This is a genomic window from Clostridium hominis (genome assembly GCF_014287825.1).
Lineage (GTDB): Bacteria > Bacillota > Clostridia > Clostridiales > Clostridiaceae > Clostridium > Clostridium hominis.
On record NZ_JACOOO010000015.1, the window covers coordinates 1 to 12,482 of the forward strand.

A 12,482-nucleotide genomic window follows, 5' to 3' on the forward strand; every position below is an offset into this window, starting at 1 on the left:
AAATAATCTTCATTTATTTCTTTTAGTCTATTATACTCCTCATTTTTTATAGATATTTCATCATCACTTACAACTATATCAACAACTTCTCTGTATGTATCTTTATTTCTCTTATACTCATTAAAAATTTTATATAAGTTATATAATGATAATATAAACACTACTGTCATAATATAAATTAATAATTTATTCAATAATTTTTTCATTTTCTCACCATCAACTTTTCAACATGTATTAGTAATATCAGTATTACATATTATAATTATATTATTTAATCTTAAATAAATATAGCCAATCACAAAAGTGATTGGTTATATTTAGAATATTGTTTTATTTACTTATTTAATATAATTGTCCTTAATCCTATATGAATACATGTAATTAATCATATTATTTTTTTTGTTTACGTTTCTTCGCTAAGAAAATAGTTGTGCCTGATGCTACAAGCATTGTAGCTGTAACTCCTAAAGAACTCATATCTCCAGTTTGAACTAAATTATTATTTCCTTTATCTGGTTTAGATACTTCCGGCTTTACTTCTTCCGGCTTTGGATTCTCAGGTTTTGGATCTTCTGGCTTTGGATCTTCTGGTTTCGGATCCTCAGGTTTTGGATCCTCAGGTTTTGGATCTTCCGGCTTCGGATCTTCTGGTTTTGGATCTTCTGGTTTTGGATCCGATTCATTTTTAACTAACCCATTAATTGCTTCATCAATTGCCTTAAATGCCTTAGTAATATTCTTATGTGTAGCTAACGATTCATCATTTAAAATAGTATTTGCATTTTCAATTGCAACTTGTAGTTTTTCTAATGATTCACTAGTATACTCATCTGTTTGATTTAAATATTCATTAGCCTCTAAAACACTTTTCTTTAATTGATCTAAAGTTACAGATTTTTGTACATTTATTTTTACATTTTCACTTTTTTCAAAACCATTTTTATTAAATGTTACACTTACCTCTGACATATTTTCACTAATAATAGTCTCTGGTTCATCCCAAGTCCAACCATTAGGTAATGCTATTGTTGATAAGGTATCATTTACGTATCCATCTAAAGATAATTCACTATTTTCTAAATCTGTTTGTAAACTACGCTCTTTAATTGTAAGATTAACTGTTTTTCTATCAAATTTATAATTTTCTTTAGCACTTGGTACTTCTACCCCACTAACACTTGAATCATACTTTAAACCTTTTGGTAATGCAGTATAATGTAAAGAATACTCACCAGCAGGTAGATTAGCTAATTTATTAAGATCATTTTTCCCTTTACATAATAAATCTACACTTGTAAGCCCATTTCCTAATGTCGCAGTTTCTTCTTTTATTGAAAATTGTGGTGAATCAGTTACCGAGAAATCAATATCCACGTTATCACTTATTGCTACATTAGATAATAAATCTGTATCACCTTCATAAATAGATATATCATCATATCCTAATATTTTTGGTGAATTACTATAGTATTCTGCTGCATCTGCTTTTTGTTGCTCATTTTGTGCATAGTAAACATAATCAATAGCATACTCAGTTCCAGCTAAACCTGGTGCAATTGGTCCTGGCCATGCTCCACCCATTGCTAAATTCATTTGAATATATTGTGGTCTATCTAAACATTTTTCTCCAATTGGATCACCTGCATAATTAACTGTAGCAACTATTTGATCATCTACATACCATTCTATTTTTCCTTTTGACCAATTCATTCCAAATATATGATATTCATCGTTGAAGTCTTCTGATATTGTATAGGAAGTACCACCAAACTTTTTATAACCATCATCTGTTCCATCTTGTGTATGAATTGTTTGATATACTGTTTTATTTCCAGCTCCACCTTCACCAGAACCTATTAACTCCATAATATCGATTTCACCACAACGAGCCCATCCATACCCTTGTTCACTATTAACATCTCCATCTAAAGTGAAATCTGATCCTAATGTCCAAAATGCTGGGAATACTGATTGCCCTTCTGGCAGTTTAGCTCTCATTTCAATACGGCCATATAAAAATTCTTCTTTACCATGAGTTCTAACACTTCCTGAGTTATAAATAACTCTTCTTGAAGCATCACGTGGATTATTATATTGTAATTCTGTCGGTCTATCAGTAGCTTTTAAAACTAATTCTCCACCTTCTTGATTCTGTCTCATGAAAACATTCTCTTCACTATCAACATAGTGTTGTTGTTCTATTCCACGAATTGATCCTAATTCATATTCCCATGTAGATAAATCTAATTGAGGTTCGTTGAAATCATCTGCCCAAACAATATCATAGCTCTCTTCAACGCCATCAGAATTCTTTTCTAATAATTGTACGTCATCTACATAAACTTGACCTTTATAAGTTGCACTAGTGTTATCTTCTGTCCATTTCATAACAGCAAGCCCTATTTGACTTTTATCTCCACTATTAAATTTTAGTTCTATATCTTGATATTGCCATTCTTGTTCTTTAGTGCAAGAAATAGTAACTTCAGCACCTTCTATTGACGAACTAAGATCTGGTGATTTAGCATTAAAAAATGCTGTTGCTCCTTCTTGTGCAAGTAAAACCTTTGCCTTAGCAATATATTCCGTGTTAGGTTTTACATTTACGACTTGGTAAACAGAAGCATTACCAGTGTTTGAAGGTAATAATCCACACCATTCACCTGTTAAAGCAGCACCTTCATAGTTTGTAAATTTACCATCCCCTGTTGTCTTCCAGTTACTTCTTTGTTCAAATCCACTATCTTTGATTAAGTTCTTACCATTTTTATTAAGATTTACTAAATCATACTGTGTCGATACAGTATTTTCTCTGTTAACATCAGCTTTTATAATAGTATTCATTCCAATGAATGATACCATCGTCATAGCAGTGATCATTCTCCATATTTTCTTTCTATTCATCAATATTTCCCCCTTTGTTTACCATATATTTTATAATGTTTATCTGTTTCTTCATTAACGATTAATTGAACGTGCAACCATTGATACAGTATGACGTACCCCACGAATCGCCTTGCTCATAGCAAAAATATTCTCATATGGTGCAATCCCACCGTAACCTGCATCTCCAATATGTTGAATATCTACTCCACAAATCTTATTTCTAATAGCTATTTGCTTAATAGTATCTTCATCAGAACTTTCTTGACTAGTTCCAATTGCACTTAATACAAGTGCACCTTTACTGTGTGATAATTTAACTACTTCTCTTAGCTCACTATCATCAAATCCAGGTACTGTTCCTACAGCTGGAACTAAGATAACATCTGCACCTGCTTCAATAAATCCTTCAATAGCTTTTATATCAGCAACTGGCTCATCAACACCTGCAGCGTGCATTTTACCTGCAATAATTAATCCTGAGAATTTTTCTTTTGCTAACTTAATTGTCTTTTCTATTTCTGTATTTGTTACCCCTGTACCTGGGTTACCTGTGAAGCAAACAAAATCCATACCAAGTCTTTCAATCTCTTCAATTGTCTTAACAGTAGCTTGTCTACCTTCGCTTATCGTTAAACGATCTTCAGCCATATCTGCCTCTAAATCTACTGGCTCTAAGTTTACTCCTATTGGACGTCCAACTAAACGATGTAATTCAGCTACAAATGACCCTTCTTTTACATCTAATCCAAAAATAACTGGATTTAAGACATCTACTCCGTTAAGGAGAATTAAATCTGCTCCAAAAGCTCTAGCAATTTCAGAATTAGTAATATCTCCTATAAATGATTCTCTTGGTGCTACGTTCTCTGAAAGAATAACCCTTCCTTCACTAGCTTTAATACTTTGTTTTAATTCTGCTGCAGTCATTTCTAATATTTCTGAAGCATTTGCACTAATAAGTCTTTTTCCCATAATCTAATCCTCCTAAATTTTCAGTTCATTATACTGTTATATCGCTTTCTGCTGCCTCTAACTCTAAGTTTTGTTTTTCCACTGTTCTGTAGAAGCCCCAGTAAATTGCTATGTCAACAATGATACATACTATTTGTAAAATAGCTCCGCTTATATGTCCTCCAGTTGTTAGGAATCCACTGATAATTGGTGGCATTGTCCATGAAACTGCAATACCAGTAGTTTTAGCAACTAATCCTGTTGACATTGCAAAGTAACATATTATAGCATTGGCCACTGGTGCTAATATAAATGGTATTAATAATGAAATATTCATTACAACTGGTAATCCAAACATAGCTGGTTCATTAATATTGAAAAGACCAGGTGTTAATGTTAATGGAGCCATAGTTTTAGTAATTTGACTAGCTTTCTTACGTCTTGCCATAATAGCAATAACTATTACTAAACCGATTGTGGCACCACCGCCACCCATATATACGAAGTTATCTATAAATGGTTCTGTAATAATATGTGGTAATTCTGCAAATTTATCTGCTTGGAATATTAAACGGTTAGCATCAGAATTCATTAACCAAATTGGTTTAAGAATACTATTTACAACGTTACCACCATGTATACCAACAAACCAGAATGCACTATTTAATAATATTGAAATTACAGTTCCAAATATATTGTTTCCAAGTAATCCTAATGGTCCACCTAAAACTTTAAGTAATAACTCATGAATATTACCAATACCAGTCATATCTAGTATTGCAAAAACAACTAACCATAAAGTAATAATAACTGCACCTGGAATTAAAGCACTAAAACTTCTAGCAACTGCAGGTGGTACAGCATCTGGTAATTTTATTTGGATATTATGATTAATAAACCATTGGAAAATTAAAGCTGAAATAATACCAAGTACCATTGCTACGAATAAACCTTTACTTCCCATAAATCCAACTGGGATTCCACCTTCACCAAAAGGTGTTACAACTATAAAAGAAGATAATGATATAATACCGGCTGAAACACCATCAACATTATATTGACGTGCTAAACTATTAGCTATTCCGAAACTTGCAATTAACCCCATTAGTCCGAAACTACTATCAACACCTTTCCATAAGTACCCATCAATTCCTATCTCAGTTAACCAGTTTGTCCACGCTTCGATTGGGAAACTAGCTATTACAAGAAATAATGACCCGATGATAATTAATGGCATACTTAATGTAATACCATCACGTATTGCAATTAATATTTTGTTATTTCCTAACTTTGCAGCTATCGGCAATAACTTTTCTTCAAGAACTTCATTTACTTTTTTCATATTTTTCTCTCCCCCATTTATTAATTAATTATAAAAAATAATTTATTTATATAATTAAAACCATTTCATATTGAACATTAATTATAAATAATTATTTATTAACTAAATAATATATTAATAGTAATAATCTGTCAACATCTTTTTTAAATTTATCCATATAGTTGTTTATAAATTATAATTAATATATACTTATATTAATTGAGAAAGGAGACAAATATGAAAATCACAAAAAATCAACAAAAATTAAGATTTAAAATTTTAGATAAAATTTATTCTAAAGGTCCTATTTCTAGAATTGATATTTCAAAAGAAAGCGGAATTACACCTGCAACTGTTAGTGAAATTACTGGTGATATGATTAATCAGAACTTAATTCATGAGATCGGAGAAGTTATTCCTGAGCAAAGTAAATCTGGGCGAAAAAAAATACTATTAGGTATATCTCCTAATCATAGCTTTTATATAGGAACTGAATTATCTCAAAAATATATATCCTTTTGTCTAACTGATAATATAGGTGAAGTTGTTAAGAAAAATGTTATTCAATTAACTAGTCACGATTCCACTAATGTCTTAACTCCAGAGCTTTACCTTAAGGAATTGCAAGGATTTATAGAAAGCTGTAAAGACTATAACCCAAAAGGGATAGGCTTTGCTATACCTGGTCACTTTGATTATAAAAAAAAATCAATCATTACCAATAATCAATTTTGGAAAGATTTCAATATTGAACTTATATTAGATAATATTAATCTACCAGTGTTCTTTGAAAATAACGTTAAATGCATGACATTAGCTGAAAGATTGTTCTCCAATAATAGTAATGATGATAACTTTATATTCTTCCATGTTGGTAGAGGAATGTTCTGTTCCTACATGTATAATGGTGAATTATATTCTAAAGATAATTATCTAGTTGGCGAAATAGGACACATAATCGTTCATCCTGATGGAGAGCTATGTGAATGTGGTAAAAGAGGTTGTCTTCAAACATACGGAAGTGAAGCTTGGATAATAAAGAAATCTCAAATTATTTTCGCTAATTCTGAAACTACATTCCTAAGACAATTAGTTACTGAAAAAGAAAAAATAACAATAAATACTATTTTAAAAGCATATAGCTTAGGAGATGAAGGTATAATACATATACTTCATTCAGCAATTAAATATCTTTCTATTACAATTAATAATTTATCTATGATGATAGATTCCAATAAAATTATTGTCCATGGGGAGCTATTCAGTGAACCTTTATTATCAAATCTATTAAAAGAATATTTAGATAAAAAAATTAATTTACTAGCTTTACAGAATAAGCAAGATGTCATAATTAAAGACTATCATAATTATACTGGTGCTTTAAGTGCTTCTGCTCTTTGTATATCTAATTTACTTATTAATTAAATCTAAATAAAAACCTCATTTACTCTTTTAAAAGTAAATGAGGTTAATTTTATCTATTACTTTCTCTTTCTAGCAGAAATTAATAACATCATTGGTCTACGCAACTCATCTTTCATGCCCTGTATTTCTTCTAACATTTCCTTTGGTGGCATTGGTTCAATTACTTCTTTTATTTCAAAACCACACTTTAATAAAGTATTTATGTAAGTAGTTAATGTTTTATGATATTTAATAACCTCTTCACCTAAAAAGTTACTGGTTCTTTTACCTTCAATGAAGTAATTATCTACAGGCCAATGCATAATATCTCCTGCCTCATCACTATACCACTCTTGCTTTCCTTCTGCTGTAAATATTGGATGTTCAACAGAAAATACAAAATCTCCATCATCTTTTAAGCCATCATATACCTTTTTACATACACTATTAAAATCTTTTATATAATGAAATACCAGCGAGCTTATTACAACATCAAAATAGTCTTTTTTAATAACTACTTCTTCTATTGATGAATTCATATATTCTATCTTTACATCATTATTAATCTCTCTTGCCTTACCTAACATTTTTTCAGAAGAATCTATACCAACAACTTCTTTAGCATTATTCTCAACAGCATACTTACAATGCCATCCATATCCACATCCTAAATCTAATACCGATTTTCCTTCTAAATTAGGAAACATTTTTTTAAATGTATGCCATTCTCCGGCACCCTGTAAACCGTAAATTGATCTTGCCATTTGACTATATTTATCAAAAAAATTTTCATTATCGTACTTATTCGTTCCCATTATTCATCCTCCATTAATCTTACTTATTTCACTAATCATTATTATATATATACTTAACAAATTCTTACTATAATTTATTCTCAATAATTATTATACATAATACATAGATATTAATTCCAGTTACCATGTTAATTTAACTTCATTTACACATTTTGTGGAATTATAATCCATAAATTATGTATAATGAGAATATAAAGTTTTGAACAATCGTATTATATTGTGAATTATTGAAGGTAGGCAAAGTTTTGTCTACCTTTAGTTATATATATCAATGAAAAGTAATTGTAATCTATGTAAAACTTTTTTTGATATCTCAAAATTGAATTGATTTTTAATAAAATATTTTCACTTGCATTATTCGACAAATATCACGAAAAAATCATGATATTATTAAAATGAATTTATATTATTATTGGAGGAACATATGCTTATAAATCTACAAGAAAATCAACTTAATATATTAGACGAATATAATAAGTGGTATAAAGTGTCACAGGAAGTAAAAAAAATCCGATATAGAAATAAATATATACATATATTACGTATAATACTTAAAATTTCATTCTATATTTTTGCTCCATTAGCAATACATAATATATTTGAAGGGTATCTATATGGTCCAGATTATTACTCTAAGCTTCTTATATTAGCAATACCACTTATTACAGCTTTTATTGTATTAATATATAGTGATTTAACCGGAAATAAAATAAAGAGAGATGGAATGATCCTTTATTATAAATCTGAAACTGCTAAATCAAACCCTTTTACCATAATAGATAGAGTTGAAATAGAAAGTACTTTATTACGCTTTTTTTCATCTGATAAACATTTAGAGATACAAAAAAAAGATATATTGATTGTAGATACGAAAAACACTATATATATTTGTTATAAAGGGTATTTTTTGTTTAAATCTGGAGTTGAATTTTGTATACCCCTAATAATTAATAAATCAATATTTAAAAGTAACGATGAAATCGAAAACTTCTATGAATCTATTAAAGATATAGATACTGTAACCTTATCTTAAAATTTTTAATCTCACAATATTAAATTTACATATGAATGGAGTATAACTATGGTATTAAACTTTAAAAATGATATTAATGATTTTGAAGACTGGTATTATACTTAGAAAAAATTAAAAAAACACTTACCGAAATATAGAATACTTAATATAATAAACTTTTTGTTTTATGTTTTTGCATTATGGTATATTTTATTTTTTCTAAAGAATGCATTTGCATCTAAAGGTAATAACGCGTTATCGATTTTTTTGGGAATTATATCACTTTTATTGTTTATCTCGGTAATTATATCAAAACTTAATAAAAGAATATTTAGAATACTTAATATAAATCGCTGGTATAAAAATTTATTAAAATTGGACAATAATTTTGAAGTAGAAAAGCAAGTTATTATTTCTGATAACATATTAAAAGTTATAGCTGGAAACTTTGAAAGAGTTATAGATGATGACTTTAAGATAGTAATAGATAATAAAAAAATATTTATTATAAAAGATGATACAAAATATGATACACTTCCAAAAGTAATCATACCTATCTCTGCAATTACCAAGTCTTATACTGAGGATGAATTTCTAGGAAAATTTAATAATGTTGAAATAATAAATATTAAGTAATAAAAAAACATCCTACTATTTCTAAATGAATATGCGATGTTTTTTAGTTCACAATTGTATTATTAAAAAAATTAATATAATGAGTAGGTTTGTGAGGAGGTACTAAATGGTTAAAAATATTTTATTTGGATTATTTATAATAGCAACAGTATCATTTGTTAGTTGTAATCATAGTAATCTTAATGTAAGACAGGAAGAAGAAATAGAAACTGGCAAAGAAGTAATTGATGGACAACAGAATTCATTTAAGTCAGAAGTTTTGTTAGAAAATGAAATAGTTAAAATTGTATCTACTGGAATAGATGAGAATAGTTCAGAAGGATCGGAAATTAAAGTTGAAATTGAAAATAAAATCGATAAAACAATTGTTGTACAAGCAATGTATACATCTGTTAATAATCTAATGTCTCAGCCTATGTTTATGTGTGAATTATTGCCTAAAGAGAAAGCAACTGATTCTATTGTTTTTTTTAAAGATTCTATTGAAGAACTAAAAAATATAGAAGGATTTTTTAGTGTATTTGACAAAGATGGTTGGGAAACAATTGGTAATTATCCGTTTGCTGCATTGGTAGATGAAAATAGTGCAGGATATAATATTAGTGATAATGGTTTAGTATTAATTGATAATGAGGCAATCAAATGTATATATACAGGACAAGGAGAAGATAATGTATTTGGGCCGTATATTATGCTAGAAATTGAAAATAAGATTGATGATAATGTAGTTGCACAGATACGAGAGATATCTGTCAATGGAAGTATGATGGATCCTTTATTTATAAGTGAAATAAGTGCTGGTAAAACTTCAAGGAATAAAGTTAAATTTTATGAAGAAGATGTCAATGGTTTTAAAGATGTAGAAGGAAAAATACATGTATTTTCTGGAGATACTGGGGATACAATTGGGGATTATCCTTTTAGTATTATAGAGTAAAATTTGAAATATAAAAATTATGTTAGTATTAACAAGTCGTATTATAATAAATGGTTTGTAAGTTAATTTGATTAATGAGGGGGATAATATGTTTGAGACAACAGGAATATTAAATGAAGATGTTTTAAAGATACTAAAAAAATATTCAATATCACCAAATGCTAAAAGGTTTTTTAAAATATTTGCTATTACATCTGCTATATTTTCTATAATATGCATTCCTATATCATTAAAGGGTTCTATATTTTTTGCATTTATGGTTTTAGTATTTATTTTAGAATATTTTTTAGCTATAAATATTTTTTACAAAAAGAGTCTTTCTATAATGAAGGAAAGCACAGAAGCAAATGAATATTGTTACAAAGTAGTTTTTGATGAAATTGGGGCAATAGTAAGTAATCTAACTATTGGAGCAACAGTTCAATTAAAATATGATGCATTTGTAAGGATAGAAGAAATTCATAATATGTACTTTCTTTTCACTAAATCGAATCAATATATTATAGTATTTAAGGATTGCTTAGATACTAAACAGGTAAATGATTTTAAAAGTTTTATTAAAGAAAGATGTAAAAATATAAAATAATAATTTCATTAGAATTCATAATTATATTATATATTTTAAGTTAACTACTTAAGAACATTCTTAATATTACACGAACTATATGTGGATGATAGTGAAATCTTTATACAATTAGGTGATTCAAAGTATATAGGATTAGTTTCAGTTGACTCAATATAAAATTGGATAAATGTGATAAAGGTAAAATTATAGAGAAACAATTTTAATATTTGGTTCGTTAATTAAAAAAGGAGGAGAGAAAATGTTGTTTGCATCAATATGGGTGTATCTGAATCTTATTTTAATATTAACTTTTGCAGTATTAGGTATATATGCTTTAATACTTCTAATAAAGGCTTTAAATATTTATATCAAGAAAAATTCCTAGAAGTCATTTAGAAGTAAAGTGGACAAATTACTTTGTCAACTTTTATAAGTCTAATTATCAAAATTAGTTTAAAGCAGAGCCTAAAAGTATTAAATCCAGCAACTGCTATGTTGCCGGATTTAATTAAATAACTTCAAATTTTATAGTAATGCTATCATTTTTTAACTCTTACTTTTGAAGTATTCATTATTTATTACTTCTTTCAGCTACTTCAAAATAATCTAGCTATTTCTCTTACTCATATATGTATAAATAGGTAATCCTATAATTGTTATAATTATTCCACCTAAAGATATCATTGGTGATGTTATAAGTTGATTTATTACAACAAATGCTCCTCCTAGTATAGCTATTATAGGTATTACTGGATATCCTGGAACCTTGTATGGTCTAGCAAGATCTGGCTTTTTCTTTCTAAGTATAATTACTCCTATAAATGTAAGTACATAAAATACCCAAACTGCAAATATAGTTAAATCGCTTAATAAATTAAATTGTCCTGTTAAAGCATAAATACAAGATAAAATTGCCACTAACCATATTGCATTATATGGTGAGCTACCTTTATTTACTTTTGATAATATTTTACTTCCAGGTATAAGTCCATCTTTAGTAAGTGCATATGGTATTCTTGGCCCTGTTAATAGGTAGCCATTTAATGTACCAAAAACTGATATCAATATACCTGCTGATATTAACTTTCCTCCAATTTGTCCAAAAATCTTTGTAGCTACAAGAGCCGCAGGTGAAGTAACTTTTGCTAATTCACTTGCTGGTGCTACCCATAAATATGCAATATTAATAGCTAAATAAACTGCCATAACTAGTGATAGTCCTCCAACTATAGCCTTTGGTAAATCCTTTCCTGGATTTTTCATCTCTCCAGCAATAGCTCCAACGTTTATCCACCCATCATAAGCAAATAATGTAGCTATAAGAACATGTCCTAAAGTAGTTACAGAATTCACTCCTTGGCCTACCATTGGATTAAATATTGATGTACTATTCCCTTTTACAAATCCAAAAATAATAATTAAAACTAATGGAACTAATTTTCCTAATGTTGCTATGGTTTGAATGTAACCACCAAAGGATGAACCTACAGTATTTAAAAATGCCGTTAATAATATTATTCCTAAGGCTATTGGCAACACCATCTTCATATTATCTGAAGTAGAGCCTAAAAGTTCTGAAGCTTGTTGCGCAAATATTACTGCAACAGCTGCAATTGTTCCTGGAAAGAATAAAACAGTTTGCATCCATCCAGTTAAAAATCCATAACGCTTACCATATATTTCTTCAATATATATCATCATACCTCCTGTCTTTGGTATAGCTGCTGATACCTCAGTTGCAGTAAGACCACCTGCTATAGTTATGAGTCCACCAATAATCCACGCTATTATTCCTAATCCTGGTGCTCCATTAGTTGCAGTATATATTGCCTGTGGCTTAAAAAACACTCCAGATCCTATTACTAATCCTACAACTGTAGAGATAGCAGCAGCGAATCCAAGATTTTTCTGAAGTTCTTTACTCATAAGTACCTCCATAATATTTAAATTATAAG

General features: G+C 28.8%; 12 protein-coding genes. 6 read left to right on the forward strand and 6 right to left on the reverse strand.

The genetic code is table 11. From position 1 onward, the window contains the following. The 4 genes from H8S20_RS07700 to H8S20_RS07715 all read right to left on the reverse strand — a co-directional run. Positions 1-206: hypothetical protein (locus H8S20_RS07700; RefSeq protein WP_186859729.1), on the reverse strand; the 206-nt coding region annotated here is incomplete at its 3' end. 184 nt (positions 207-390) lie between these two features. Then, positions 391-2,904 (reverse strand): family 16 glycosylhydrolase, encoded by a 2,514-nt coding sequence (locus H8S20_RS07705; RefSeq protein WP_207725281.1) that lies wholly within the window; start codon positions 2,902-2,904, stop codon positions 391-393. 54 nt (positions 2,905-2,958) lie between these two features. After that, positions 2,959-3,858, reverse strand: a complete 900-nt coding sequence (locus tag H8S20_RS07710; protein WP_186859730.1) for a DUF7916 family protein — start codon at positions 3,856-3,858, stop codon at positions 2,959-2,961. A 28-nt stretch (positions 3,859-3,886) separates the two neighbouring features. Further along, positions 3,887-5,179, reverse strand: coding sequence for a PTS sugar transporter subunit IIC (locus H8S20_RS07715; RefSeq protein WP_186859731.1), 1,293 nt, complete (start codon positions 5,177-5,179; stop codon positions 3,887-3,889). A gap of 216 nt (positions 5,180-5,395) precedes the next feature. Between H8S20_RS07715 and H8S20_RS07720 the strand changes: the two genes are divergently transcribed. Continuing rightward, positions 5,396-6,583: an ROK family transcriptional regulator gene (locus H8S20_RS07720; protein ID WP_032117390.1), complete on the forward strand. Its 1,188-nt coding sequence runs from the start codon at positions 5,396-5,398 to the stop codon at positions 6,581-6,583. Positions 6,584-6,639: 56 nt separating this feature from the next. Here H8S20_RS07720 and H8S20_RS07725 read toward each other — a convergent pair whose 3' ends face one another. Then, positions 6,640-7,377, reverse strand: coding sequence for a class I SAM-dependent methyltransferase (locus tag H8S20_RS07725; RefSeq protein WP_186859732.1), 738 nt, complete (start codon positions 7,375-7,377; stop codon positions 6,640-6,642). A gap of 424 nt (positions 7,378-7,801) precedes the next feature. Here H8S20_RS07725 and H8S20_RS07730 point away from each other — a divergent pair, with 424 nt between their 5' ends. From H8S20_RS07730 to H8S20_RS20670, 5 genes are all read left to right on the forward strand, one after another. Then, positions 7,802-8,410 (forward strand): hypothetical protein, encoded by a 609-nt coding sequence (locus H8S20_RS07730; RefSeq protein ID WP_186859733.1) that lies wholly within the window; start codon positions 7,802-7,804, stop codon positions 8,408-8,410. A 354-nt stretch (positions 8,411-8,764) separates the two neighbouring features. Continuing rightward, positions 8,765-9,025 carry a hypothetical protein gene (locus H8S20_RS07735; protein ID WP_186859734.1) on the forward strand — a complete coding sequence of 87 codons (261 nt, stop codon included), beginning with the start codon at positions 8,765-8,767 and terminating at the stop codon, positions 9,023-9,025. A 106-nt stretch (positions 9,026-9,131) separates the two neighbouring features. After that, positions 9,132-9,962 carry a hypothetical protein gene (locus tag H8S20_RS07740; protein ID WP_186859735.1) on the forward strand — a complete coding sequence of 277 codons (831 nt, stop codon included), beginning with the start codon at positions 9,132-9,134 and terminating at the stop codon, positions 9,960-9,962. A gap of 88 nt (positions 9,963-10,050) precedes the next feature. Next, complete coding sequence (locus H8S20_RS07745) at positions 10,051-10,548, forward strand: YcxB family protein (RefSeq protein WP_186859736.1); 498 nt, start codon at positions 10,051-10,053, stop codon at positions 10,546-10,548. 238 nt (positions 10,549-10,786) lie between these two features. Beyond that, positions 10,787-10,912, forward strand: coding sequence for a hypothetical protein (locus H8S20_RS20670; RefSeq protein ID WP_279288169.1), 126 nt, complete (start codon positions 10,787-10,789; stop codon positions 10,910-10,912). A gap of 221 nt (positions 10,913-11,133) precedes the next feature. Here H8S20_RS20670 and H8S20_RS07750 read toward each other — a convergent pair whose 3' ends face one another. Next, positions 11,134-12,453, reverse strand: coding sequence for an APC family permease (locus tag H8S20_RS07750; protein ID WP_186859737.1), 1,320 nt, complete (start codon positions 12,451-12,453; stop codon positions 11,134-11,136). Between the last annotated feature and the right edge of the window lie 29 nt (positions 12,454-12,482).

Bases quoted from the DNA above. Each gene is read 5' to 3' on its own strand.
- H8S20_RS07720 (WP_032117390.1), top strand. From the start codon at position 5,396: ATGAAAATCACAAAAAATCAACAAAAATTAAGATTTAAAATTTTAGAT.
- H8S20_RS20670 (WP_279288169.1), top strand. From the start codon at position 10,787: ATGTTGTTTGCATCAATATGGGTGTATCTGAATCTTATTTTAATATTA.
- H8S20_RS07710 (WP_186859730.1), bottom strand. From the start codon at position 3,858: ATGGGAAAAAGACTTATTAGTGCAAATGCTTCAGAAATATTAGAAATG.
- H8S20_RS07725 (WP_186859732.1), bottom strand. From the start codon at position 7,377: ATGGGAACGAATAAGTACGATAATGAAAATTTTTTTGATAAATATAGT.
- H8S20_RS07740 (WP_186859735.1), top strand. From the start codon at position 9,132: ATGGTTAAAAATATTTTATTTGGATTATTTATAATAGCAACAGTATCA.
- H8S20_RS07705 (WP_207725281.1), bottom strand. From the start codon at position 2,904: ATGAATAGAAAGAAAATATGGAGAATGATCACTGCTATGACGATGGTA.
- H8S20_RS07750 (WP_186859737.1), bottom strand. From the start codon at position 12,453: ATGAGTAAAGAACTTCAGAAAAATCTTGGATTCGCTGCTGCTATCTCT.
- H8S20_RS07745 (WP_186859736.1), top strand. From the start codon at position 10,051: ATGTTTGAGACAACAGGAATATTAAATGAAGATGTTTTAAAGATACTA.
- H8S20_RS07715 (WP_186859731.1), bottom strand. From the start codon at position 5,179: ATGAAAAAAGTAAATGAAGTTCTTGAAGAAAAGTTATTGCCGATAGCT.
- H8S20_RS07730 (WP_186859733.1), top strand. From the start codon at position 7,802: ATGCTTATAAATCTACAAGAAAATCAACTTAATATATTAGACGAATAT.